Here is a 21,996-nt window from a genome sequence, read left to right on the forward strand (position 1 = left end):
ATTCGACGATGTCGCTGCAGATGTCACGCTCACAGGCAATCAAGGATCATGACGTTCGCGCGATCGATATCTCGGCAATCGATCGCCAGCGGACCGGACTCTCGAACCTCCCCGACCGGTTTGGCGAAAACGGAACGATGCTGTCCTTCGTTCACCTGGACGTGGCCCTCGCGGTCGAGACGAATGCGGCCGACGTTGAACGATCCGCCGATCGTGGTCCTCGCTTCCGGCTCTCTGCAAAACTCCTTGCGCAGCAGCCTGTCGAGAGCGCGCAGGCGGTTGCAGCGGAAGCCGCCGATCCGGTCATGCGGCGCCTGTCGGACGCACTCGCGGCAACCGAAGCCGCGCACGATGCCCATTCGGCGATCATGGCCGACGCCTTGCGGCTTGCGATCCTCACCCGGACGTTCAGCCGGCAAGCGTCCGGCGCACCGGCCGCACTCGACCCGGCCGATGGTGTTCACGCGGAAGGGACCTGCCGGACCGTACGATCGTTGCAGACCTGGCGCCTCAAGCGCGTTCTGGAATATGTCGACAAGAATCTGGCCGCCAAGGTCACGCTTCAGGACATGGCCGCGGTCGCCGGCCTGAGCCGGATGCATTTCGCCGCACAGTTCCGTGCAGCCGTCGGTGACCGGCCTCACGAATATCTGTTGAGGCGCCGCATCGAGCGCGCCCAGGAGCTGCTCAAGCAGGCCGAAGTCGCTCTGGTCGATATCGCCTTGACCGTGGGCTTTCAGACCCAGGCGCATTTCACCACGGTGTTCAAGCGCTTTGTCGGCGATACGCCGTACCAATGGCGCAGCGCCTATCTCGCGCAATTCATGCCGCTGCCGCGCGCAAAGGCAGGTTCGTCATGAGCAATTTCGGCATTCACGCCCTGTTGCTGTCGCTGCTCGGCAATCACCCGGCGCTGACGCACCATGAATTCATGGAAGTGGTCGAGATTGTCCGCGCTCTCGGCAATTCGTATCGCCTGGCTGCACTGGAGCCGGGGAGCGGCTTTCTCTACGGACGCTTCGCCTTCAATTTCTGCCGGGTCGTTGTGTCGTGTGTCGCGCGGTAGGCGGCACTTCGGTGTCACCCGCGCGTCGAGTATCTACGGCAGCGACTGTCTGCTGTGCGTGCTCATTATCATTCAACCGTGCAGACCATCGGGCTCACTGAGCGATGGCCTTGTCGCTGAGAGTAATGCGGATGTCGGTCATGAGGGCGGACGAGAACTGCTAAAACGGTTTTCAAACGGTTTTGGCGAACTGAGGTGTTTGAAGGTCAGGGTTCGCTGGACTGCGAAGCTATGCGACAGGGTCGCGACGTGACGCCGGCCCCCTCAGACTCCTAACCCCAAGCTGCCGGCGTTTGAAGTCGTGGCGTCCAAGGGGATTGCGCCCGCTCGGGCTGGGTGAGCACCAGCGAAATTTTCAGATCATTAACAATGTTGAATCCCTGGCCGGAGCGATTGCCCTACCCTGAACCTTTCCGCTGGGGCTTTCCATGATCGATACGGCGACCAAGGCGTTGTTGCGCACCGTTCTCGACGAGGTGTGTGAAGGTGTTCCACGCTGTGAGATCGGCGCCAGGACCCGCGTAGCTTCGAAGCTTCTGGAGACTGCAAGCGGGGGTGACATCTCTGCGGATCGCCTCAAACAAGCGGCCCGCAATGCTCTTTCAGAAGTCCCGACGATGTGACGATGGTCATGTGGGGGCGGGGCTGAATTTCCACGTGACGGTCCTCAAGATCCTGGTGAGCTACCCGGATGGGTTCGCTGCCCTGGAGGATCTCAAGCGGGATATGGCCATTCTAGCGACCAGCGGTCGCGACTGGACCGAGCGCACCCGGCGGCTCGCCGGGCGAGTGCCGGGGCTGGACATCTTTTCGCAAGGGCTGATCGACCGGACAGACGGCGGGTGGCGCATCACGGCCAAGGGCCGCGCCGTGCTCGAGCTGATGGAAGCTCGCCCGGACCAAGCGCCGATTGCCGCCCAACAACCTCCCTCGGAGCCGGAGCTTGCCCCGGCGATCTCGCGGCACATTCCGGCGGAGAGGGGCCGAGGACAACTCGCGGCGCGCCGTCGCCGACGCAATGCCCGCAAGCAGGCTCGGGCGTCCTAGCGAGGAACGAGCGTCGCTCCCGAAGCTTGAGCAAGCGCCTTGTAATGGAAGACGCTCATGCAAAGTTCCGATTCCACGTTGTCGACGGCCCGTTTGTCGCGAGCGACGGACGATATCTGGGTCGTGGACGACGCGCCGATCAGCGCCGCCGGCCTGAAACTCCCGGTGCGTATGACCGTCATTCGGCTCTCGAACGGCGATCTCGTGCTGCATTCGCCGGTGAGATATTCGCCGGCTCTCCGCGGTGAGTTGGAGCGGCTAGGCGCGATAAGGTACTTGCTCGCGCCGAATATCGCGCACTGGATGTTCCTGTCCGACTGGCAGAGGGAGCTGCCGCAGGTGACGATTTTCGCGGCGCGGGGCCTTGCGGCGCGCAGGCAAGTTCGAGCAGCACGCATCCGCATCGACCGCGAGCTTGGAGAGGCGACGCCCGAGGAATGGAGGGCCGACCTCGAAGCCGTCTCGGTGAACGCTCCGATGTTCTCCGAGATCGAGCTGTTCGACAAGCGCAGCCGTACACTGATCCTGACGGATCTCGTGCAAAACCTCGATCCCAACGATCTCAGCGCGCCAAACGAGGCCGCGGCAAACCTCCTCGGCATTTCCAAGCCAAACGGCATGGCGCCGGTCTATCTGCGGCTTCTGCTGCGCCTCGGCGGCCGTTCCGTGCGATCCGCAGCCGAGCGGCTTATACGGCTGTCTCCGGAGCGGGTGATTTTCGCGCATGGCGACTGGTTTGAAGCGGAGGGAACTGAGCGCCTCCGGCGATCCCTGCACTGGCTGCTTCCGGCGGCCCGCTCCGGATCTGAGCCGCGGCAAATGACCGGCACGCGCGTCGTCATCACCGGTGCCTCGAGCGGAATCGGGCGTGCTGCGGCGCTGGCCTTCGCCGGCAAGGGCGCAAGCGTGGTTCTGGCGGCGCGCCGTGCTGAAGTCCTGACGAGCCTCGCCGCGGAATGCGAGGCGCTCGGAGGCCGCGCATTGGCGATCCCGACCGATGTCACCGATTCCGAGGCGGTGCAGCGGCTGGCCCGAGAGGCCGACGACGCGTTCGGTGGCATCGATGTCTGGATCAACAACGCCGGTACCGGCGTTTTCGGGGCCTATCAGGACGCGGATATCGCGCTTCATCGCCGAACGATCGAGGTCAATCTCCTGGGCACGATGTATGGCGCTTTCGCGGTGCTTCCGATCTTCCTGCGCCAGAACCGCGGTATCCTGATCAACAACATCTCGCTCGGCGGCTGGGCGCCGACGCCCTTTGCTGCGGCCTATACGGCCAGCAAGTTCGGCCTGCGCGGCTTCACCGCGAGCCTGCGTCAGGAGCTCAGGGCTCACCGCAACATTCATGTCTGCGGCGTCTTCCCGGCCATGGTCGACACGCCAGGCTTCGTCCACGGCGCCAACATGTCCGGCCGAACGCTCGATCCTGGTCCGCTGCTGTATCAGGCGGAGGATGTTGCCGAGACGTTCGTGAGCCTCGTTCGTGCACCCCGAGACGAGGTCGCCGTGGGCTGGCCGGCTCGTGCCGGCCAATTTGCCTACGCGATGGCTCCGCAGATCACCGAGAACATCCTGGGGACCGCCTTCCGCTTCCTGCTGTCGCGCGCGCGCCCGGCGAAGAGCAGCGAGGGCACCATGATCGAAGCTGGTCCGCAGGGCACGTCGATCGATGGCGGTTGGCTGTCACGCAAGCAACTTCCACCTGCCGGAGTGATCAGTCAGGGGCTCGCGGTGCTCGGACTAGCTGCGGGCGTGGCTATCCTGGCTTCAGCAGTTGCGCGTCGCGTCGGCAGATCGGGCCAAGGCGTCGCCAAGCACAAGCAAGTCGTGCCGACGCAGATCACGGCAGCGCGTAGGCCCGCACGTAATCGCCGAGCTTAGTTCCGAATGACCCGTGGCCGCCGTCGACCGTGACGACATATTGCTTGCCGCCGGCCTCATAGGTCATGGGCGTCGACTGGCCGCCGGCAGGAAGGCGGTCCTGCCAAAGCTGTCTGCCATCGCGAACGTCGAACGCGCGGATGTAGTCATCCATCGTTCCCGTGATGAAGATGACGCCGCCCGCGGTGACGATCGGACCGCCCAGCATGGGAACGCCGAGCTTGAATGGCAGCGGCAGCGGGGCCTGATCGCGGATCGTGCCGATGCGATGCTGCCAGACCACCTTGTGCGTCCTAAGATCGATTGCGGCGATGTTGCCCCATGGCGGGGCAAGGCAGGGGATGCCGAGCGGTGAGAGGAAAATGCCTAGGTCGACGCCATAGGGGGCGCCGTACATCGGCTGCACGCCCAGCTCGGTTCCTGGTGGATGCGCCGCATTCGGCGCGGCCGGATTGTCCGTCCCGCGCGGCACCAGGCGCGAGACGAAGGGAATCGATTGAGGGTTCGCGATCGCGATCTGGCGCTGCGGATCGACGGCAATGCCGCCCCATTCGAACATGCCGAAGTCTCCGGGAAACACCAGCGTACCTTGTTCAGACGGCGGCGTGAACGGCCCCTCGTAGCGCAGGCGCTTGAACTTGATCCGGCAGGCGAGCTGGTCGAACATCGTGCTGCCCCACATCTGCGCGTCCGTCAGTTTGCCGGAGGGGCGGAAGCTCAATTCCGAAAATGGCTGCGTTGGCGACAGCCGGTCTCCATTCGCGGCGCCCTGCGGCACCGGCTTCTCCGGTGCGGGTACCAACTGACGGCCATCGCGGCGGTCGAGCACGAAGATGTCGCCGGTCTTTGCCGGGATGTAGATCGCAGGCGTCACGCCGCCGTTAAAGCGCAAATCGACCAGACTTGGCTGCGACGGCATATCCATGTCCCAGAGATCGTGGTGCACGTTCTGGAACGACCAACGCAGTTTTCCGGTCAAGACATCGAGCGCAATCAATGCCGAATCGTAGCGCTCGTTTTCGGGCGAACGGCCGCCGCCCCAGATATCCGGAGAACTCGAGCCGAGTGGCACGTAGACGAGTCCGAGCTTCTCGTCGACCGCCGAAATGCTCCACGAATTGGGTGAGCCGGCTGTAAAATGATGCGAGGCCGAAGGCATCTCGTTCGGATCGGAATTGCCGGCATCGAATGCCCAGAGCAACCGTCCCGAATAGATATCGAAGCCGCGGATCACGCCCGACGGGACGCGATCGGAATAGTTGTCGATCACCGCTCCGCCGACGATCAGAACCTTGTTCGTGACGACGGGCGGCGAGGTGCCCTCGTAGAAGCCGAGTGTCTGGATCTCGCTGCCCTGCTTGAGATTGATCTGCCCATGCTGGCCGAAACTCTCGCAGGGCTTGCCGCTCTGCGCATCCAGCGCGAACATCCGTCCGTCATTCGTCGGTATAAAAATGCGGCCCGCACAATCGCTCGGGGCGGGCGTGCCGTCGGCAGTCACGGCGCCGGGTGCGGTCGCGTGATAGGACACGCCGCGGCAGGTCATGTGCTGGAACGCCTTGTTGTGCTGGACCTGCGGATCGAATTTCCAGCGCAGTTGTCCGGTCGCAGCTTCCAGCGCGAACACGATCTGGTGCGGGGAGCAGGTGTAGAGGAGATCACCCACCTTGAGCGGCGTTGCCTGGTTGGTGATCTCGTCGGGGTCATCAGGGCCCTTGTAGTCGCCGGTGCGGAATTCCCAGGCGAGCTTGAGGTCCTTGACGTTGTCCTTGGTGATCTGGCTCAGCGACGAGAAGCGCGTACCGAAGCCGCTGCCGCCGTAGGCCGTCCAGTTCTGGCCGGCCGTGGGCTGGTCCGGTTTGGGAGCCGCAATGGCCCCGGTTGTTTCGCCCTCAGGTATCGTGCCGGCAAGATCGTGGCGATCGCTCGTCAGGGACATGCCGACGACGATGGCTGCGGCGACCAACACAAGGCCAAGCGCCCATCGCGCTGCGCGCAAGCGGGGCGCCAGGCGGGAGGCAATGAAGGGCAGCATCAGCCACAGGCCAAGCGGCACGAGCACGTCGCCGCGCGGCGCCAGCGACCAGAAATCGAAACCGGCTTCCCAGATCGCCCACGCCATCGTTCCCGCCAGCAGCGCGGCATAAATCCAGAGCGCCTCGGCGCGACGGCGCGCGAGCAGCCAGCTCGTGACCAGTAGCATGATGCCCGCGATCAGATAATAGACCGAGCCACCGAGGGCCGCGAGCCAGGCACCGCCCGCGAGGAGGCCCAGTCCCATGATGGCGACGACCACAATGGTGATGGCCAGCAATGGCGCGTCACGGAACCAATTCGTCGAACGATGCATGGGAGGCATGATGGTCACTTCAGCGTATAGAGAAACGCCGCGATATCCCGCGCGTCCTTCTGCGGGATGCCCATTCGCGGCATGGCATTGCCCGGCAACGCCCTCTGTGGATCTTCGATCCAGTCAGCCATGTTGTCCGGCGAATTGTGGATGTAGCCGGCGATGTAGGTCCGCGTGCCGATCCGATGCAAGGGTGGGCCGACATTGCCTTCGGCGCCGGCAATACCAGGAATATCGTGACAGCCACCGCACCGGTACTGCTTGACGAGGTCGGCGCCACGACGCGCGTCTCCGGTGAAGTTGTCCGGGCCCGCAGCCTCGCAGGCGGCGGTAGCCGTAGCCAGCAGTGCAGTGACGAGCAATTTCGCGATCGGATTTACCATCGATGCTCCGCCGGGCTCATCACGGCTTCTGGCCGAAATTGAAATTCTTGGTCGCGGACCACGGATCGGTCGTGGAGACCTGCTCGCTCGGGACCTGCTCGACCTCGGGCGACGGCAGAGTCGCCGAAAAGGTGCGGCCCCATTGGTGGCTCGGCTCGTTGCTGATCTTGCCGATATAAGTGACGAGATCCCAGATCACGCTGTCAGGCAGCACGCCGCCCCAGGCCGGCATTCCGTTCGGCCGCCCCTGGTAGATCGACAGAAAGATGTTCTCGGGCTGCGAGCCGTAAGTAAAATTGTTGTTGCTGAGCGCCGGTCCCATGCCGCCACCGCCATTGGGCGCGTGGCAGCCGACGCAGTTGAAGTTGACATAGTAGGTCATCCCACGCTGCTGCGCGTTGGGATCACCTTGCACGGGATTCTTGATTTGGGGCGGGTCCGGCTGCGCGCCGGGATGGAGGTGACTGACCGGGACCTGCATGAAGACGCCGGGGCTTCCATTGCCGACGCTGCCACCGAAATTCGGGCGCGGAGACAGCGTCGGCATCTGCGCCTCCTGCGACTGTGGCAAGGTCTGCTGGGCCAGCCCCGCACCGTGCGGCAAGACCGCCAGCAGCAACGACAGGGCGCTCGCGCGCAGTACTGGAGCTGACATCACTCGTGTCCTCCCGATACCGTAACGGGCTGGTCCACCAGCGGAACGCCATAACTGCGTAGCAGCGAGGCGATCTCAGTCCCGTGCTGGTCGATGAATGCATTCAGCCGGTCGCGCAAGGCGTCGTCGCCTTTGCGCACGCCCATCGCGATGGCGAACTGGAACTGCTGAGGTGCAAAGCGTTCGTAATCCCGGATCGGCGTGACCGTCAGCGGGACGGGAGAGCGCTGGGCGAAATATCCGCCGAGCGGACCCCAGGCTGCGGCGACATCGATCTTGCCGCTTTCGACCGCTTCGATCAGGCGCGCCGGCGGATCGGGTTGGCGATAGTCGCCGTAGATGGAGTAGCCGCGGACGTTGTCGACGATGCCTTGGTCGCCGAGCGCCTGCGCGGGCGGTGGATTGTTGCCGTCGTCACCGATCAGATGCACGCCGATCACGAGATGATGCAAGCGCGGGTCGAGCAGGGACGAAAGGTCAAGGTGCTGGTCCTGCCGCGTGACGAAGACGTAGCTCGATCGATAATAGGGCTTGGTCGTCTCGACGAGCTCATAGCCGGACGGCACGCCCATGACGACGTCGCATCTGCCGGCTTTCAGTGTGTTGCGGATGAAGCCGCGGCGCTGCGCCCACCAGGTGTAGGAGACCTGCTGGCCGAAATTCTCGGCCACCATGGCCGCCAGCCTGTTCTCGAATCCTGCTTCGGCGCTGTTCGAGAACGGCAGATTGTTGGGATCGGCACAGACGCGAAGTCCGCGATCCGACGCTGCCGCCGCCGTGGTTGCAAGCCCGACCAGAAAACCAAGGGCGATGCTCGGACAACTATTTCGAAGGCGCATGGCTGGTGTCCTCACCATTTGCGCCGCCGAGCTTGAAGACCAGCAGCTCGCTCCCGCCCGCGGTGTAGAACGGCAAATCCTGGGTCGCACCGACAAAGCCGAGCGCGCCGTTGCGCACCCGCGGATCGACCTCGGCATTAGCCACCACACCCGGCCAGCCGCCGACGCCCGACAGGATCGCGACGTATTGCTGCCCGTCGGAGCCGCGATAGGAGATCGGCTGGCCGATGAAGCCCGAGCCGGCACGGAATTGCCAGAGCACGTGCCCATCCTTGGCGTCGACCACTTTGAAAAGGCGATCCATGGTGCCGTAGAATGCGACGTCGCCCGCCGTCACCAGCGCGCCGCTCCAGACCGGCAGCTTCTCGTGAATCTCCCAGACCTTCTTGCGCGCGATGGGGTCCCACGCCATGAACTCGCCGCGATAGCCGCCGGGGCCGGCATACATGTCGACGTCTGCGCCGACATAGGGGGTCCCGGCGATGTAGCCGACTTGAGAAGCCTTGAAGTTCATGCAGAGATGCTGATGGGGCACATAGAGGAGTTTTGTGCGCGGCGACCACGCGCTCGGTTGCCAATCCTTGGCACCCGGCGCTGTCGGGCAGATATTCTCGACCGTCTTGCCGACGAGTGGAGTTTTCTCCTCGTTCGGGATGATCTTGCCGGTCTTGAGGTCGACGCCATTGTAGGCGTTCACGAACTCGTAGGCGTCCGCCGAGATGACTTCACCGGTGGCGCGATCCATCACGTACATATAGCCGTTGCGGCCGGGATGGATGAGAACCTTGCGCGGTTGTCCATTCAGTTCGAGGTCGACGAGCACATTCTCATTGATCTCGTCGTGGTCGAAGAGGTCGTGCGGGTTGACCTGGTAGGCCCATTTCGCCTGGCCCGTGTCTGGGTTTCGCGCGAAGATCGATGCGCTCCAGAGATTATCACCGCTGCGCTGGTTCGCATTCCAGGGGCTTGGGTTGGCCGTGCCGTAATAGATCAGGTTCAGATCAGGATCGTAGGAGATCCAGCCCCAGACCGTGCCGCCACCGACCTGCCAGCGGTCGGCGGGCCAGGTCTTCACGCCGAGATCCTGGCCTTTGAGATTGTCGTAGAACGGCTTGAAATCGTCTCCGATCAGCACGTCCTTGTCGGGGCCCGTCGAATAGGCGCGCCAGGCGATGGCGCCGGTGGTCTCGTCGAGCGCGGTCACCCAACCGCGCACGCCCAGTTCGCCGCCACTGTTGCCGACGAGAATCTTGCCCTTGACCACCACGGGAGCCATCGTGATGGTTTCGCCCTTGTTGATCTCGCCAAGTTTCGTGTGCCAAAGTTCTTTGCCGGACTTGGCGTCTATCGCGACGGTGTGGTTATCGAGCGTATTGAGGAAGACCTTGCCATTGTCGAAGGCCAGCCCGCGGTTGACCACGTCGCAGCAGGCAACGCCCGCGGCCGCAGGCTCCGGCTTCGGCGCATAGGACCATTTCAACTCGCCAGTCGTGGCATCGAGCGCGAACACGCGGTTGGGATAGGGTCCCGCATAGGGACCGACCACATACATGGTGCCGTCCACCACGAGCGGCGCCGCTTCCTGGCCCCGGTCGGCGCCCACCGAGAAGGTCCAGGCGAGCTGGAGGCGCGAAGCATTGGACGCGTTGATCTGGTCGAGCTCGCTGTAGCGGGTGTTGGCGTAGTCGCGCGCCGCCATCGGCCACTGGCCGGGATCTTTCATGCGGCTGGCGAGATCGCTCTGTGCTGACGCGGATGACAGCATCGCGCAGCAGGCGCAAAGGATGGCCGGAATCCGGTTGAGCAGACGCGTGAGACCACGCACTAACATATGTAAAGATCTCCACGGCAGGGACGAGGCCGTGCTGCGTTGCAGGCCGGTTTGCGAACGTACAAACGTTCCGACTTCCCTTGGTTCCAAAAAGCGGCGATTGAAGCAGCGCTATCTCACCACGTTGCCGGATACGCCGGCGCCTAGGTCGACTGCGATCTGATCTTCCTTGCCGTTACACTTGGGGTGGCCAAATCCAGACGGACTTTTGCCGTCGGGGCCGATGTCGTAGATGATCGCGTCCTTCATGTTGGGGCTGACGCCGGCCGGCACGCGGTCGAGCCCAAGCTGGTGACGCACGCGCCAGGCCACGTTGTGATCGGCGCATGAGCTGTCGCCGCTGACGCCCAGCGCCCCGGCCACGCCGTTGCCGTCATAGAGCGCCAGCCCGCCTCCGAACACAATGGTGCCGCCGATCGGCTTGCCCACCATCGGATCCTGAGCCGTGCCGAAGTTGCCCGGAGATCCGGCGTACAAGGCTTCCGGGGACGGCGGGTTGCCGAGGGCCGCGCCGAACAGGAACCCGCCGGGCTGCGCACCCGCATAGAGATTGGCCGTCGCCATCGCCTTGCCCTTCAGGCTGAACGCATTCGCCGTGTTGGCCTTCTCGGCCGCGATGGCCCGGCTGCCGAGCCACTGGTCGTCGACCTTGCCGCCGCTGTAGGCAACTGCGCAGACAACACCCTGCCGATTGACGACGGCAGCCCATTCGTTGTTGTCGAGACCTCCGTTGCTGGGGCCGCCGCCCGGCTTGACACTCTTCTTGAGGACATCGGCGAGCTTGTCATGGTCGACCGGGCACGACATCCCTGGCTGGGGTTGGTCCTGCGCGCTCAAGACTGCAGGCACCAAGAATGCTGCGGTGAAGATAGCCATTAGCGCCATGACGGATCGTTTTTCCATGTGGCCTCCGTGGAGTGTCGGCGTCGGCAGGCGAACGTTCGAACAGAAGTTGCGGTTCCTACGCCGCATCGCTCAGCCCGGATGTTGAAGGGAGCGGCAGGTGGGAATGGCCGCCGTTCGCAGTCAGCCATCGGTGAGCAAAGAACAACGCCGCGCCGGTGTAGAGTAGGCCCATGGGCACCCACATCAGGATGCCGGCGAGTTGCTGGTCCTCGAGTGCCGAGAGGCCGAATTCACCGGCGAGGGCGCCTTGACCGGGGATCCATAGCCGCGGCGACACCGTCAGCAGAGCCCCGAGCACGCCCGAATGCAAAATCGTGATGAACAGGCACGCGACAGCGATGCCGTCGCGAATTCGTGTGCTACGGCCCTGACCGCGGCCATGCAGCAGCACCCACCAGAACAACAGCGCGGTCGCAAAGAAGCTGATGTGCTGGAGACGATGGATCGCCGTATTCTCGAGAGCCCACGCATATAACGGGGGTGCGTGCCAGACCCAGAGCGCTGCGCCGTGGAGGGCAGTCGCACTCATTGGGTGGCTGACAAACCGCCACGGCCACGCCAGTATCGGCAGATTGAGCATTCGGCCCGCCGCCGGGCGCAGCCGGGCCGGCAGGCTCCATAGCAGCGGGCCGTTGATCCGGGCAAACGCCATCAGCGGTGCCGCGACCACCATCAGCAGTTCGTGCTCGACCATATGCGCGGTGAACAGGCGCTCGCCGAGCCAGTGCAGCGGCGAGGTCACGGCAAGTGCGGCCACCAGCCATCCGGTCCAGAACGCGGCCACCTGGCGGAAGCTGACGCCGCGGCCGCCGCCTGCATGGTGCCAGAGCCGCTGCGTTCCGACATAGAAGGCGATACCGACGGCATAGAGCGGGGCCATGAGCCAGGGATCGTAGCTCCACAACGAGCCGGGATCGACCTCCGATAATCCGTGCGCGGCGGCCGGCGCCGCGAGCAGCGCGAGCAGCAGTGCTGCAAAGCTCAGCGCAGGCATGGGCTGATCATAAGCGAGGCGGCGAACTGGTTCGCAATCACCAGCGCAAACAGCACGCCGGAGCCGACGCCAAGCCAGGCCATGAACGTTCGTGGCCCACCGCCCTGCGCATCCGTCCATTCAGCCCCCGCGCCGCGTCGAACCGCGCGGGCGGAAATGACAGTGCCCGCGAGCGAGACGACAGCCAGAACCGCACCCATGATCGCGCCGCTGATCCTGGTCTGTTCGCAGGAGAAGTGCGCGAGCACGTAGACGCCTTGCAAATTGATGCCCCAAGCGATGGGCCCAAGCGCAACGCCGGCCCAGTAAAGCAGTCTGGAACGTCCGTCGGCTGCTGTCATAGGCGTGGCACCCAATCAAGCAAGACATAGAGCGGCAGCCAGGCGAGCACGACGAAGTTCCAATAGAACACGTTGTCGGTCACGTCGCTGAACCGGCGCGGCTTCGCATGAGGCGTGAACATCAACACCGCCAGCACGACAGTGTCGCCGAGATCGGTGGCAAGGTGAGTCGTGTGCAGCCCGAGAATGAGCCATACGATCGAGCCATAGGCTGAATTGTCCCAACGGGTGTTGAGATGCGCGAATTCGAAGCCGCGCAGCACCAGGAGCGCGATGCCGATCAATGCCATCACGATCAGGCCGATCCGCACCTTCGCGAGATCCTGTCGGTGTGCGGCGCGGTTCGTGAACTCGTTGGGAATGATGCTCAACACGTAAATCACCGTCTCGACCGTTCCCGGCCAGAGATCCGGCGGGGATGCTCCGATCGGCCAGCTCGGGTTGACCGCGTAGAGATAAAGGTAGGCGCCGATGGCAATGGCAAAGCCCATGCCTTCCAGCGCCATGAAGCCCATGGCGCCCCACCACGGGCCACTACGCGGACCATAGCCGTAAGTCGGCAGGTCCGAGACATTGCGGACGATGGTCTGTCTCACTCCTCGTCCTCCTTGCTGCCGGTCGGCCAGAACCAGCCGATCAAGGTGACGGCCATCGGCGGCGTGCCCCAGAGCACGGCCCACGGCGTGAAGATCGAGCCGATGAAGAACACGGTCGTTGCGATAGCTGTGAGCAGCGGCCAGATGCTCGGCTCAGGCGATGCCTCGCGGATCTGGGGCTCGGCTTCCGCAAGCGAGGTCAGCAGCACCTCGCGCCGCTCGGCGCTCAGACCCGCGACCACAGGCAGGCTCTCGCTATCGGCCCACAGCGGATCGCGGTGCTTGACGACCGGAATGCGGTCGAAATTCTGCGGCGGAGGCGGCGACGAGGTCGCCCATTCCAGCGTCGAGGCATCCCAGGGATTGTCGCCCGCAAGCGCGCCCTTGCGCAGGCTGTAGACCACATTGGCCAGAAGCAGCGCGAAGCTGAACGCGAAAATGAGAGCACCGCCGCTGGATATGAGGTTCAGGTGCGCCCAGTCCATGTCGGCGGTGTAGGTGTAGACCCGGCGCGGCATCCCGATCAGCCCGAGGATGTGCATCGGGAAGAACGCGACGTTGAAGCCGATGAAGGCGAGCCAGAAATTCCAGCGCCCGAGTCGCTCGCTCAGCATGCGGCCGGCGATCTTGGGAAACCAGTAGTAGACCGCGCCGACCAGTGGGAAGACAGCGCCGCCGATCAGGACATAATGGAAGTGGGCGACGACGAAATAGGTGTCGTGCACCTGGGTGTCGATCGGGACCGAGGCGACCATCACGCCGGACAGCCCGCCGAGCACGAAGATCACGATGAAGCCGATCACGAACAACAGCGGCGTCCGGTAGACCGGACGTCCGTCCCAGAGCGTTGCCAGCCAGCAGAAGATCTGCAGTCCGCTCGGCACCGCGATCAGCATGCTCGAGGCCGTGAACAGGGCCGCGCCGAGTTGGGGCAGGCCCGTGACGAACATGTGGTGGACCCAGAGGCCGAACGACAGGAAGCCGGTCGCGATCAAGGAGAGGATCACCACGGGATAGCCGATCACCGGCCGCCGTGCGAACGTCGCGAGGATCGCCGAGACCATTCCCGTGCCCGGGATGAAGATGATGTAGACCTCGGGATGGCCGAAGAACCAGAACAGATGCTGCCAGAGCAGGGGATGTCCGCCCGACGAGGAGTCGTAGAAGCGCGTATTGACGAGCCGATCAAGGATCAGTGACGTCGATGCGACCATGATCGACGGCATCGCGAACATCACAAGGAAGGCCGTCACCAGCATGGCCCAGACGAACAGGGGAATGCGGTCGAGCGTCATGCCGGGCGCGCGGAGCTTGAACACGGTGACGACGATCTCGACGGCGACCGCGAGCGCCGCGACCTCCGTAAAGGTGATCATCTGCGCCCAGACATCGGCCCGCTTGGTCGGTGTGAACTGGAGGCTGGAGAGCGGAACATAGGAAAACCAGCCGACATCGGGACCGACGTTGAACAGGAAGGAGATCCACAGGAAGCAGCCGCCGAACAGAAACATCCAATAGCTGAAGGCGTTCAGCCGCGGAAAGGCGATGTTCCGTGTGCCGACCATCAACGGCACCAGATAGACGGCGAACGCCTCCATGACAGGCACGGCGAATAGGAACATCATCGTCGAGCCGTGCATCGTGAAGACCTGATTGTACTTGTCGGCCGAGAGCAACGTCTTCTCGGGCCCGGCAAGCTGAACGCGCATCAGGATCGCAAGGATGCCGCCAAGAAGCAGGAAGGCGAAAGCGGTCAGGATGTAGCGACGTCCAACGACCTTGTGATCGACCGACATGAGCGCACCGACAAGTCCGGACGGCGTGCGCCACACCCGCTCAAGCTGCGTCGAAAGTTGCAGGCCATTCAGGACGTCGTCCCGCAATTCATTTGGTTCAGCGGCCATGCTCACTTGAGCTGCTCCAGATAATGAATGATCGCGATCAGCTCGTCAGATTGGAGCGGCATCTTCGGCATGAGATTGCCGGGCTTGATGTGCTGGGGATCGGCGATCCAGGCGCCGAGCGTGGCAGGCGTATTCGGCAGCGTTCCCGCCGCGATCGTCGTGCGACTGCCGATATGCGTGAGGTCCGGGCCGAGTTGGCCGCCGGCCAGCGTACCGCTGATGTTGTGGCATAGGGCACAGCCACGACCGCGGAACAGAGCCTCGCCCTGCTTGCCGAGCTGATCCGCTGGGCTGTTGGCGCTCTGGTTCTCATGGTCGCGCCAGCGACCGAACTCGTCGGGCGACATCGCGATCACGGCGAATGCCATGTGGGCGTGCTGGATCCCGCAGAACTCGGCGCATTGTCCGCGATAGACGCCGGCATTCTTCGCGGTGAATTGCAGCTCGTTCTTCTGTCCGGGGATCAAGTCCATCTTGCCCGTCAGGCTGGGCACCCAGAAGCTGTGGATCACGTCCGCGGATTCAAGCTCGACCTTCACCGGCTGGCCGGTCGGGATCCGGATCTCGTTGGCGGTCACGAAACTCTGGTGTGGACTGTCGGCTTCATAGCGAACCTCCCACCACCATTGATGGCCGATGATCTTGAGCGTGTGGGCTTTCTCATCCTTGGCAAAGACGGTGCGTTGACCGGCATAGCTGACCAGGGAGAGGCCGAGCACGGTGACGGTGGTCGCAATCCCAAGCGCAAGGATGACGCGCCCGGAGCGTTGTTCGAATGGCTCGTGGAGGTCCAGCGGCTGATCGGCTGCCCGCTTCAGACGCAATAGGCCTACGCCCAGAACGATGACGACAGCGGTCCAGACGATCGCCGCGACAACGAGGAAGATGAATAGCGTTTGCCGAATCTGGTCGGATTGCAGGCCTTGAGGGTCGAGCGCCGACTGCCGGCCCGCGCACGCAGCAAGCGGCCAGGTCATGCACAACACCAGAACTCTTCGCACCCAGACCTGCATTGACGTTTTGTCGCACTCCGCTCCACAGGCGGAACCGGTCAAGCCTACAAAGGTTCCTATGCGCTAATCGGGTCGGTTTGCCGAATTGGAGCCGCCCAGTTCCGGAATGTCGGCGAGCGCCGTGGCATCGGATCGGACCTGCCTGATGACGCTGAATGTACCGTCGGCCTTGAGCACGACCGCACCGACGTCTTCAACACGATCAATGCCATGCTGCCGAACGGCGGCGCGAACGTCCGCCTCTGCCACACGCTGGCTCCGCATTGCCTCGTGGACGAATCGCCCTTGATGGAGCAGCAATGTCGGCTGCGGATTCACGACCACCCGCAACTGGCTCCAATGCGCCACCGCGAAGGCGATGATGAATTGCAGCCCGATCAGGATGACGAAGCCGACCAGCGACTGCGCCACGCTGATGTCGCCGGACAATACGCTGTTCGCGAACGTGGAGCCGAGCGCAACCGTGACGATCAGGTCGAAGGCGTACCATTTGGCAAGCGTTCGGGGCCCTGCAATCCGGAGCAGGACGACCAGCGCGACATAGGTGACGGTCGTGCCGATCGCGGTTCTCAGGAGCGGGGTCCAGCCCTGGAAAAGGATATGTCCGACATCGGGCATGACAGCCGCGCGCACGGCTAGAATGGCCAGCCCTTGTCCGCGATCACGATTGCCGCATCGCCGGCGGCCATCAGCAGCAGCACGATAAGCACGGCGATCATCGCGCCGGGTTGGACGAGCACGCGCAGTTCTTCCAGCATGGGTTGGCTCCGAAAACGCGGATGTTTCGCAGCAGCAATGTCGCGATGACCTTGAGGGTTCCTGCGCATGTCCAGGGAGTTGATGCCCGCCACGCCGGAACGAAGGCTCCAGATCGCGCGTTCCTGCGACGGATTCGAGGGTTCACGTGCCGCGCTATCATTTTGATCTGGTCGATTCGAAGACCGTTGCAGACGAGGGAGGTGCTGAATTGCCCGACGACATCATGGCGCTGGATGTTGCCGAGGAGATCGCGAAGAGGCTCCTTGCGGAGCGTCCCGAACTCCGGAATCGTCATTTCTCCATCCTGGTCACGAACCAGGAGGGCGAGGAAATCGGGAAGGTACCTCTGGATGTCCTGCACTAAAGACTTGGTCTGACATGGCATTGAGGATCATGGCATTGAGGATCGGAGTGATCTCGGATACGCACGGCCTTCTCAGACCCGAGGCCGAGCGCTGTCTTGCGGGAGTGTCCCATATCCTCCACGCCGGTGATATCGGCGCGCCGGAGGTTCTGGAGCGGCTTTGCCGAATAGCGCCCGTCACCGCCATCAGGGGAAACGTCGACGTCGGCGGTTGGGCGAGGCGCTATCCCGAAACCGAAACAGTGCACCTCGGCGCTCGCTGCTTCTACCTTCTGCACGATCTCAAGACGCTCGCCCTCGACCCTGCAGCATCCGGCGTGAACGCGGTGATATCAGGACATTCGCACCGGGTGCAGGTCAACACGATCAACGGAGTGCTTTTCCTGAATCCTGGGAGCGCCGGTCCAAGGCGCTTCAAGCTGCCGATCACGCTGGCAACGCTCGATCTGGATGAGGGCGGCGACCTGCGGCCCACCATCCATGAACTAGACGCGTGAACGAGGTACGTGCCTGCCAGCTAGTGGGTATTCGATTTTTGCCACCGCTCCAGATCAATCGGGGGACGCTTTGGGTCGATCTGCTCCTTCTCGGGATTTCCCTGCCAAGGCTGGTCCGTCTGCCGGTGGGTTGGCAAATCGGTCTGCTGTCGCGGATCGTCGACCGGGGTTTCTCTCGGGTCGTTTTCAGGTTCTTTTGCCTTCGGCATAAGCTGTCCTCTTTATGATTTATCGATACGGCGGCACGCGATCAGCGTACGCCAGCGATAATTGCCGCTACGCGGCGCGAATGTTGATCGACGATGACAAGATCATTTCCGGCGATCAGGTACTGGTCGCCCCAGAACCCGTTCAGAACTTGCGTGACCTCGGGCGGCAAGTCGGCCACCTGAGTCTGGCGCGGCACTGAAGTACCGATCATCATCTCGAAATTCGGGCGATCCATCGTCGGGCCGTGCGCCGATGAGATGATGGCGCGGAGCTGTTCGCGTTGCTGATCGTTGAGGCTTGCCGGCTGGGCGGTCTGTTTCACATCCCGCGCACGGGCGCCGGTCGTATCTTCATTGCCAGCCGGGTTTTCCTTCGCCGCTTTGCTGACGGCTTCGTGCTGCGTTGGAACTCCAGTGCCGACCGTCGTGGCCGCGGTACCTTTATCTGCTCCTGTGGAGGGGCGGCCCAGATAGTCCGTTGCCCCGAACATCTGGGGGACGGCGAACCAGACGATGAAACCTACAAACAGAACCGCAGCCACTACCGATCCCGCCATCATCAGCTTCCGGGTGCCGTCCTTCTCCGTTTCACGCGATAGATCCTTGACCATGAACTGAAAGCCTTCGGTATGAACTGCGGGGTCAACACGGGCAGGAATCCTTCGTTCCTAGGGGCATGCATCAGCATCGATCAGGAACGACCGACGCCGCATCTCATTGCCAGCGCATGAGGTCGCGAGACCGAAAACAAGGAGCATGCAATGTCCAAAATGCCCCCCGTACCGCCAGAGCAGCGCAGCGACAAGGGACCCGGATCCGATCCAAAGATCGAGACGGACGAAAAGGTGCCCGGCCGCGAGAACTTCGACACCCAGGGCCGCCACGGCAACATCAAGCAGAACACGACAAACCAAGGCTACCAGCAGGACCGATGAATGCCACACAAGAACTCAGACACTGAACGCTTCGGTGGTCCGGGCTCCTCGCGGCAGGACCGCAAGCACCCCGAAAAGGGAGGCCGCGAGCATGAGCGCCCTGCGCCAGGAACGCCCACCAACGATCGCAAGTCCCACGTCTCAGGAGGCGGTGGTGAGCGCGACAAACATCACACGCACAATGATCGTGAGACGAGCTGAGCAATGCGTAAGACAACTTCGAACTTGATGCTGATCGCCTTCCTGGCGATCACCTCGATAGGGGCCGCCTCCGCGCAGAGTGGCGGGGGCGGGGGCGGCGGCGGTGGCGGTTCGGGAGGATCGGGCGGAGCAAGCGCGAGCAGCACGGGCGGCGGAACCGGCGGTGCCACAAGCGCCGGGTCAGCCGGCGCTGCCTCGAGCCTTGGGTCTGCAGGCGTTGGGTCTGCAGGTCCTGGGTCTGCAGGTCCTGGGTCTGCAGGTCCTGGGTCTGCAGGCCTCGGGTCTGCTGGCGCTACAAACCAGACAAGCGGTGCATCGCCCAGCCTGGGCAATCCAGCCGAAGCGGCCGCGGCCGCGCGCGGCACGACAGCTACCGGCACCAACACCGCTGGGACGGCCCAATCGACCGGTAGCGGCCCGCAAGGATCGACCACGGTCGGGCGGGCGGGCAATCCTGCGGGAGGAACCAGCAGCGGACGGATTGACGGAACTTCGACACCCGGTCCGTCGATGCCGGGAGACGCCGAAATACGCTCCGAGAATTCTCAAGATTCCCACGTCGATCGAAAGATCAAGAGCATCTGCAAAGGCTGCTAGGTTGGTGATCAGGACGCCGGGTTCCCCGGCGTCCAATCGAGGTCGTCCTCGCTTCGAGGTTCGAGGTCGGGCGAGCAGGGCTTGATCTCCAGGTCGTCCTCGAGCCTTGGTCGATCCCCGCCGCTTTCGACCAGACCGGCGTCTTCGGCCTTTTTCAGGGTTTCCTCTTTGGTTGAAAATGTCCGGCTCAGTTTTTCGCCGTCCTTGAACAGGGCATACGCCATATCAGCTCCTCGCGGTTTGAATCATCGGCAACTTTGACGGCGGCCATCACACGCGACCATCGCCAATGCTACGGCTGTCACTTCCGCTTGCGCTTGAGACGTTGCGCGCCGTTTCCCCTTTTTCCTTTGCCGTGTTTCACGGCGGGCCGTCTGGACCTTCTTGCCATTTGTACCTCCTTGTCGCTGGGGTGAAGCTCTAGCCGACTTCCCTGAGGTTGCTCAGGATCGCCAGGTGGCGCTGAATGATCGGCAGCGACATCTGCGCGACCTGCTGTTCGCCCGGGTTGCCGCCGGATCGCAGATACGAACTGTTGAGCGCGAGCAATTCGCGGTGTCCGCGGATCTGCCCCTGCACATACATCCGGTCGAAGGGACCCGATGGTGTGGCCTGAAGGCGCTGAAGCAGGGCGGCATGATCCGGCCGCAGCGGCGCCGATCCCGGCGCTGCTCCGAGCGCGCCCGCGACCTGGACCTGCTCGGCGATCTCCGCATTGGCGAAATTGACGATGTCGGGATTGCCGGTCCGCGTCAGGGCGAGCTGACTCGTCTGCATCGCAAACGCCCCACCCATGAGGTCGGCCGTTCGAAAATCCCGCTGTGGGACTGGTTTGGATTGCGCAGCGTAGGTCGATAGTCCGAGGCCGCCCAATGCAAGTAAAAACGATCTTCTCAGCATGATGGAATCTCCAATGTTGGATTCACAAGACGCTGCGGCCGTTTCGAACGTTCCTATCGTCGCCGTAAGCAGCCGAGCGATGCTCCACCTGATGTCATCGGCATCGTGGCATGCGCCGGCGGATTAACGCAGGTTATTGGCACGGCAAGTGCGCCATGATCATAGGAACGGCAGCACTGAGAACGGTTTGTCCATGATCCAGATGCCGACCGGCGCACGAGTCAATTCATGCAAGACAGCGATTCATCCAACTTCCCGATTTCCGCGGGTGTCCTTCTCGGGCTTGGTCTGGGCGGGTTTTTCGATGGCATCGTGTTTCATCAGCTGCTGCAATGGCATCATATGTTAAGCGGCTGGTACCCGCTCAACTCCATCGACAACGTCAAGCTCAACACGACTTGGGACGGCATCTTCCACAGCGCGGCCTATGTTCTGGTGCTGCTCGGCCTGTATGTGCTGTGGCAACGGGCGCGCAGGTCCGACATTCACTTGTCGGGCAGCAGGTGCCTCGGCGCGGTCTTGCTCGGATGGGGTATCTTCAATCTGGTTGAAGGCGTGATGGATCATGAGATCTTCAAGCTGCATCAGGTGAATGAGACCGTGCCTCACGAGCAGCGCATCTTCTGGGACATCGGCTTCCTGCTATGGGGTGCGGCCATGTTGGTCATCGGCGCCGCCATGTCACGCGCCGGCACGCAAGAGAGGGTCCATGCGGAAAGCAGTCTACAGGTTCGCTAGAGAGACCCCGCCGGCTCTTGTCTATGCCATTTTCATAGTGCTGCTGGTGCTGGCGATAGCACCGGCTTTTCGCATCGTGCTGTTTGGTGTGTCGCTGGACGATCTCCTGCAACTACGTTGCTTCAATCCCAACTGATGCGGTTATCAACGCCTCATGTCCGCCCGGAGGTACCATGGTCGAGTTCAGGCTTCCGAAACACTCCCGCGTCGAAAAGGGAAGGGTCTGGCCCAAGCCGGACAGCAAATCGTTGCGAGAATTCCAGGTCTATCGCTGGAATCCCGACGACGGACGCAATCCCCGGCTCGACACCTACTTCGTCGATATGAGCGATTGCGGGCCCATGGTGCTGGATGGTCTGATCTGGATCAAGAACAACATCGACTCCACGCTGACATTCCGGCGGTCCTGCCGCGAAGGCGTGTGCGGCTCCTGCTCAATGAATATCGCCGGCCAGAACACGCTCGCCTGCACCAAGTCCATGAGCGAGGACGGCCCGCAAGGCGAGCCGCTGCGCGTCCTGCCTTTGCCGCACCAGCCCGTAGTCAAGGATCTTGTTCCGGACCTGACGAATTTCTATGCCCAACTCGCATTGATCGAACCTTGGCTGCAAACCGTGTCACCCACGCCGCAGAAGGAATGGCGGCAGAGCCATGAGGACCGGGCGAAGCTCGACGGGCTCTACGAATGCATCCTCTGTGCCTGCTGCTCGACATCTTGTCCAAGCTACTGGTGGAATTCCGAGCGTTTCCTCGGCCCGGCGGCGCTGATCCAGGCGGCCCGCTGGGTCAATGACAGCCGCGACGAAGCGACGGGCGAGCGCCTTGACAAGCTCGAAGACCCCTTCAGGATCTATCGCTGTCACACCATCCTCAACTGCGCGAAGGCGTGTCCCAAGGGCTTGAATCCCGGCGAAGCCATTTCCGGATTGCGCCTCAAGATGGTCGAACGAAAGTTCTGATCCTCGTGCGCACACTTGTCCGCATAAA

At 63.0% G+C, this 21,996-nt stretch carries 28 protein-coding genes; 11 read left to right on the forward strand and 17 right to left on the reverse strand.

From position 1 onward, the window contains the following. The first annotated feature begins 8 nt into the window (after positions 1 to 8). The 5 genes from AC0L3J_RS28590 to AC0L3J_RS28610 all read left to right on the forward strand — a co-directional run bounded on the left by AC0L3J_RS28590 (position 9) and on the right by AC0L3J_RS28610 (position 3,997). Complete coding sequence (locus AC0L3J_RS28590; RefSeq protein ID WP_473349203.1) at positions 9 to 860, forward strand: helix-turn-helix domain-containing protein; 852 nt, start codon at positions 9 to 11, stop codon at positions 858 to 860. Beyond that, positions 857 to 1,066 carry a hypothetical protein gene (locus tag AC0L3J_RS28595; RefSeq protein ID WP_456768695.1) on the forward strand — a complete coding sequence of 70 codons (210 nt, stop codon included), beginning with the start codon at positions 857 to 859 and terminating at the stop codon, positions 1,064 to 1,066. Before AC0L3J_RS28590 ends, AC0L3J_RS28595 begins: the two co-directional genes overlap by 4 nt. Positions 1,067 to 1,494: 428 nt before the next feature. Further along, positions 1,495 to 1,689, forward strand: coding sequence for a hypothetical protein (locus AC0L3J_RS28600; RefSeq protein WP_473349204.1), 195 nt, complete (start codon positions 1,495 to 1,497; stop codon positions 1,687 to 1,689). Further along, entirely contained in the window at positions 1,661 to 2,113 is a 453-nt protein-coding gene (locus AC0L3J_RS28605; protein WP_473349205.1) for a hypothetical protein, read from the forward strand. The genes AC0L3J_RS28600 and AC0L3J_RS28605 overlap by 29 nt, the downstream gene beginning before the upstream one ends. A gap of 57 nt (positions 2,114 to 2,170) precedes the next feature. Beyond that, positions 2,171 to 3,997 carry an SDR family oxidoreductase gene (locus AC0L3J_RS28610; protein WP_473349206.1) on the forward strand — a complete coding sequence of 609 codons (1,827 nt, stop codon included), beginning with the start codon at positions 2,171 to 2,173 and terminating at the stop codon, positions 3,995 to 3,997. Here the strand turns inward: AC0L3J_RS28610 and AC0L3J_RS28615 are convergent. The 13 genes from AC0L3J_RS28615 to AC0L3J_RS28675 all read right to left on the reverse strand — a co-directional run bounded on the left by AC0L3J_RS28615 (position 3,957) and on the right by AC0L3J_RS28675 (position 16,567). Then, on the reverse strand, positions 3,957 to 6,356 hold the full coding sequence (locus AC0L3J_RS28615; protein ID WP_473349207.1) for a glucose/quinate/shikimate family membrane-bound PQQ-dependent dehydrogenase: 2,400 nt from the start codon (positions 6,354 to 6,356) through the stop codon (positions 3,957 to 3,959). The genes AC0L3J_RS28610 and AC0L3J_RS28615 overlap by 41 nt on opposite strands. 5 nt (positions 6,357 to 6,361) lie before the next feature. Then, complete coding sequence (locus AC0L3J_RS28620; RefSeq protein ID WP_456768700.1) at positions 6,362 to 6,730, reverse strand: c-type cytochrome; 369 nt, start codon at positions 6,728 to 6,730, stop codon at positions 6,362 to 6,364. A 19-nt stretch (positions 6,731 to 6,749) separates the two neighbouring features. After that, entirely contained in the window at positions 6,750 to 7,385 is a 636-nt protein-coding gene (locus AC0L3J_RS28625; protein ID WP_473349208.1) for a c-type cytochrome, read from the reverse strand. Further along, positions 7,385 to 8,224: a substrate-binding domain-containing protein gene (locus AC0L3J_RS28630; protein WP_473349209.1), complete on the reverse strand. Its 840-nt coding sequence runs from the start codon at positions 8,222 to 8,224 to the stop codon at positions 7,385 to 7,387. Before AC0L3J_RS28630 ends, AC0L3J_RS28625 begins: the two co-directional genes overlap by 1 nt. Beyond that, on the reverse strand, positions 8,208 to 10,055 hold the full coding sequence (locus AC0L3J_RS28635; RefSeq protein WP_473349210.1) for a methanol/ethanol family PQQ-dependent dehydrogenase: 1,848 nt from the start codon (positions 10,053 to 10,055) through the stop codon (positions 8,208 to 8,210). The genes AC0L3J_RS28630 and AC0L3J_RS28635 overlap by 17 nt, the downstream gene beginning before the upstream one ends. Before the next feature lie 111 nt (positions 10,056 to 10,166). After that, positions 10,167 to 10,958 carry a GlcG/HbpS family heme-binding protein gene (locus AC0L3J_RS28640; RefSeq protein WP_473349211.1) on the reverse strand — a complete coding sequence of 264 codons (792 nt, stop codon included), beginning with the start codon at positions 10,956 to 10,958 and terminating at the stop codon, positions 10,167 to 10,169. Between the two features lie 58 nt (positions 10,959 to 11,016). Next, positions 11,017 to 11,955 carry a cytochrome c oxidase assembly protein gene (locus AC0L3J_RS28645; protein WP_473349212.1) on the reverse strand — a complete coding sequence of 313 codons (939 nt, stop codon included), beginning with the start codon at positions 11,953 to 11,955 and terminating at the stop codon, positions 11,017 to 11,019. Further along, the gene (locus AC0L3J_RS28650) at positions 11,943 to 12,296 is read right to left on the reverse strand and encodes a hypothetical protein (protein ID WP_473349213.1); all 354 of its coding nucleotides are present in this window, start codon (positions 12,294 to 12,296) and stop codon (positions 11,943 to 11,945) included. Before AC0L3J_RS28650 ends, AC0L3J_RS28645 begins: the two co-directional genes overlap by 13 nt. Then, positions 12,293 to 12,892 (reverse strand): cytochrome c oxidase subunit 3, encoded by a 600-nt coding sequence (locus AC0L3J_RS28655; RefSeq protein WP_473349214.1) that lies wholly within the window; start codon positions 12,890 to 12,892, stop codon positions 12,293 to 12,295. The genes AC0L3J_RS28650 and AC0L3J_RS28655 overlap by 4 nt, the downstream gene beginning before the upstream one ends. Next, positions 12,889 to 14,796: a cytochrome c oxidase subunit I gene (gene ctaD, locus AC0L3J_RS28660; RefSeq protein WP_473349271.1), complete on the reverse strand. Its 1,908-nt coding sequence runs from the start codon at positions 14,794 to 14,796 to the stop codon at positions 12,889 to 12,891. The genes AC0L3J_RS28655 and ctaD overlap by 4 nt, the downstream gene beginning before the upstream one ends. A 2-nt stretch (positions 14,797 to 14,798) precedes the next feature. Continuing rightward, entirely contained in the window at positions 14,799 to 15,773 is a 975-nt protein-coding gene (gene coxB / locus AC0L3J_RS28665; RefSeq protein ID WP_473349215.1) for a cytochrome c oxidase subunit II, read from the reverse strand. Between the two features lie 99 nt (positions 15,774 to 15,872). Then, positions 15,873 to 16,427 carry a DUF421 domain-containing protein gene (locus tag AC0L3J_RS28670; RefSeq protein ID WP_473349216.1) on the reverse strand — a complete coding sequence of 185 codons (555 nt, stop codon included), beginning with the start codon at positions 16,425 to 16,427 and terminating at the stop codon, positions 15,873 to 15,875. A 17-nt stretch (positions 16,428 to 16,444) separates the two neighbouring features. After that, the gene (locus AC0L3J_RS28675) at positions 16,445 to 16,567 is read right to left on the reverse strand and encodes a hypothetical protein (RefSeq protein WP_473349217.1); all 123 of its coding nucleotides are present in this window, start codon (positions 16,565 to 16,567) and stop codon (positions 16,445 to 16,447) included. A gap of 146 nt (positions 16,568 to 16,713) precedes the next feature. Between AC0L3J_RS28675 and AC0L3J_RS28680 the strand changes: the two genes are divergently transcribed. Continuing rightward, complete coding sequence (locus tag AC0L3J_RS28680; protein ID WP_247289215.1) at positions 16,714 to 16,932, forward strand: DUF6894 family protein; 219 nt, start codon at positions 16,714 to 16,716, stop codon at positions 16,930 to 16,932. A gap of 29 nt (positions 16,933 to 16,961) precedes the next feature. Then, positions 16,962 to 17,429, forward strand: a complete 468-nt coding sequence (locus tag AC0L3J_RS28685; RefSeq protein WP_473349218.1) for a metallophosphoesterase family protein — start codon at positions 16,962 to 16,964, stop codon at positions 17,427 to 17,429. Positions 17,430 to 17,449: 20 nt separating this feature from the next. Here the strand turns inward: AC0L3J_RS28685 and AC0L3J_RS28690 are convergent, their stop codons facing one another. Then, positions 17,450 to 17,638, reverse strand: coding sequence for a hypothetical protein (locus AC0L3J_RS28690; protein WP_007596149.1), 189 nt, complete (start codon positions 17,636 to 17,638; stop codon positions 17,450 to 17,452). Positions 17,639 to 17,679: 41 nt separating this feature from the next. Continuing rightward, positions 17,680 to 18,249, reverse strand: coding sequence for a DUF1236 domain-containing protein (locus AC0L3J_RS28695; protein WP_473349219.1), 570 nt, complete (start codon positions 18,247 to 18,249; stop codon positions 17,680 to 17,682). A gap of 150 nt (positions 18,250 to 18,399) precedes the next feature. On the opposite strand from AC0L3J_RS28695, the gene AC0L3J_RS28700 reads away from it, so the two are divergent. Then, the gene (locus AC0L3J_RS28700; RefSeq protein ID WP_247818773.1) at positions 18,400 to 18,573 is read left to right on the forward strand and encodes a hypothetical protein; all 174 of its coding nucleotides are present in this window, start codon (positions 18,400 to 18,402) and stop codon (positions 18,571 to 18,573) included. A gap of 806 nt (positions 18,574 to 19,379) precedes the next feature. Here the strand turns inward: AC0L3J_RS28700 and AC0L3J_RS28705 are convergent. After that, positions 19,380 to 19,595, reverse strand: coding sequence for a hypothetical protein (locus AC0L3J_RS28705; protein ID WP_473349220.1), 216 nt, complete (start codon positions 19,593 to 19,595; stop codon positions 19,380 to 19,382). A 196-nt stretch (positions 19,596 to 19,791) separates the two neighbouring features. After that, the gene (locus AC0L3J_RS28710) at positions 19,792 to 20,271 is read right to left on the reverse strand and encodes a DUF4142 domain-containing protein (RefSeq protein WP_473293729.1); all 480 of its coding nucleotides are present in this window, start codon (positions 20,269 to 20,271) and stop codon (positions 19,792 to 19,794) included. 228 nt (positions 20,272 to 20,499) lie between these two features. On the opposite strand from AC0L3J_RS28710, the gene AC0L3J_RS28715 reads away from it, so the two are divergent. Genes AC0L3J_RS28715 through AC0L3J_RS28725 form a run of 3 tightly spaced genes read left to right on the forward strand, consistent with a single transcriptional unit; the run spans position 20,500 to position 21,968 of the window. Beyond that, positions 20,500 to 21,009, forward strand: a complete 510-nt coding sequence (locus AC0L3J_RS28715) for a DUF2243 domain-containing protein (protein WP_473349221.1) — start codon at positions 20,500 to 20,502, stop codon at positions 21,007 to 21,009. Beyond that, a complete protein-coding gene (locus AC0L3J_RS28720; RefSeq protein WP_473349222.1) occupies positions 20,981 to 21,145 on the forward strand; it encodes a hypothetical protein in 165 nt (54 codons plus the stop codon). The genes AC0L3J_RS28715 and AC0L3J_RS28720 overlap by 29 nt, the downstream gene beginning before the upstream one ends. A 37-nt stretch (positions 21,146 to 21,182) precedes the next feature. Continuing rightward, positions 21,183 to 21,968, forward strand: coding sequence for a succinate dehydrogenase iron-sulfur subunit (locus tag AC0L3J_RS28725; protein WP_473349223.1), 786 nt, complete (start codon positions 21,183 to 21,185; stop codon positions 21,966 to 21,968). The last annotated feature ends 28 nt before the right edge of the window (positions 21,969 to 21,996 follow it).

Source organism: Bradyrhizobium sp. Kon37 (genome assembly GCF_055807535.1).

Excerpts from the sequence above, each read along its gene's own strand:
- AC0L3J_RS28685 (WP_473349218.1), top strand. The coding sequence starts at position 16,962 with ATGGCATTGAGGATCGGAGTGATCTCGGATACGCACGGCCTTCTCAGA.
- AC0L3J_RS28590 (WP_473349203.1), top strand. The coding sequence starts at position 9 with ATGTCGCTGCAGATGTCACGCTCACAGGCAATCAAGGATCATGACGTT.
- AC0L3J_RS28650 (WP_473349213.1), bottom strand. The coding sequence starts at position 12,296 with ATGACAGCAGCCGACGGACGTTCCAGACTGCTTTACTGGGCCGGCGTT.
- AC0L3J_RS28620 (WP_456768700.1), bottom strand. The coding sequence starts at position 6,730 with ATGGTAAATCCGATCGCGAAATTGCTCGTCACTGCACTGCTGGCTACG.
- AC0L3J_RS28705 (WP_473349220.1), bottom strand. The coding sequence starts at position 19,595 with ATGGCGTATGCCCTGTTCAAGGACGGCGAAAAACTGAGCCGGACATTT.
- AC0L3J_RS28635 (WP_473349210.1), bottom strand. The coding sequence starts at position 10,055 with ATGTTAGTGCGTGGTCTCACGCGTCTGCTCAACCGGATTCCGGCCATC.
- AC0L3J_RS28725 (WP_473349223.1), top strand. The coding sequence starts at position 21,183 with ATGGTCGAGTTCAGGCTTCCGAAACACTCCCGCGTCGAAAAGGGAAGG.
- AC0L3J_RS28605 (WP_473349205.1), top strand. The coding sequence starts at position 1,661 with ATGCTCTTTCAGAAGTCCCGACGATGTGACGATGGTCATGTGGGGGCG.
- AC0L3J_RS28625 (WP_473349208.1), bottom strand. The coding sequence starts at position 7,385 with ATGTCAGCTCCAGTACTGCGCGCGAGCGCCCTGTCGTTGCTGCTGGCG.
- AC0L3J_RS28690 (WP_007596149.1), bottom strand. The coding sequence starts at position 17,638 with ATGCCGAAGGCAAAAGAACCTGAAAACGACCCGAGAGAAACCCCGGTC.
- AC0L3J_RS28700 (WP_247818773.1), top strand. The coding sequence starts at position 18,400 with ATGTCCAAAATGCCCCCCGTACCGCCAGAGCAGCGCAGCGACAAGGGA.
- AC0L3J_RS28720 (WP_473349222.1), top strand. The coding sequence starts at position 20,981 with ATGCGGAAAGCAGTCTACAGGTTCGCTAGAGAGACCCCGCCGGCTCTT.
- AC0L3J_RS28645 (WP_473349212.1), bottom strand. The coding sequence starts at position 11,955 with ATGCCTGCGCTGAGCTTTGCAGCACTGCTGCTCGCGCTGCTCGCGGCG.
- AC0L3J_RS28615 (WP_473349207.1), bottom strand. The coding sequence starts at position 6,356 with ATGCCTCCCATGCATCGTTCGACGAATTGGTTCCGTGACGCGCCATTG.
- AC0L3J_RS28670 (WP_473349216.1), bottom strand. The coding sequence starts at position 16,427 with ATGCCCGATGTCGGACATATCCTTTTCCAGGGCTGGACCCCGCTCCTG.
- AC0L3J_RS28610 (WP_473349206.1), top strand. The coding sequence starts at position 2,171 with ATGCAAAGTTCCGATTCCACGTTGTCGACGGCCCGTTTGTCGCGAGCG.
- AC0L3J_RS28640 (WP_473349211.1), bottom strand. The coding sequence starts at position 10,958 with ATGGAAAAACGATCCGTCATGGCGCTAATGGCTATCTTCACCGCAGCA.
- AC0L3J_RS28695 (WP_473349219.1), bottom strand. The coding sequence starts at position 18,249 with ATGGTCAAGGATCTATCGCGTGAAACGGAGAAGGACGGCACCCGGAAG.
- AC0L3J_RS28595 (WP_456768695.1), top strand. The coding sequence starts at position 857 with ATGAGCAATTTCGGCATTCACGCCCTGTTGCTGTCGCTGCTCGGCAAT.
- AC0L3J_RS28710 (WP_473293729.1), bottom strand. The coding sequence starts at position 20,271 with ATGCTGAGAAGATCGTTTTTACTTGCATTGGGCGGCCTCGGACTATCG.
- AC0L3J_RS28600 (WP_473349204.1), top strand. The coding sequence starts at position 1,495 with ATGATCGATACGGCGACCAAGGCGTTGTTGCGCACCGTTCTCGACGAG.
- AC0L3J_RS28630 (WP_473349209.1), bottom strand. The coding sequence starts at position 8,224 with ATGCGCCTTCGAAATAGTTGTCCGAGCATCGCCCTTGGTTTTCTGGTC.
- AC0L3J_RS28715 (WP_473349221.1), top strand. The coding sequence starts at position 20,500 with ATGCAAGACAGCGATTCATCCAACTTCCCGATTTCCGCGGGTGTCCTT.
- ctaD (WP_473349271.1), bottom strand. The coding sequence starts at position 14,796 with ATGGCCGCTGAACCAAATGAATTGCGGGACGACGTCCTGAATGGCCTG.
- AC0L3J_RS28675 (WP_473349217.1), bottom strand. The coding sequence starts at position 16,567 with ATGCTGGAAGAACTGCGCGTGCTCGTCCAACCCGGCGCGATGATCGCC.
- coxB (WP_473349215.1), bottom strand. The coding sequence starts at position 15,773 with ATGACCTGGCCGCTTGCTGCGTGCGCGGGCCGGCAGTCGGCGCTCGAC.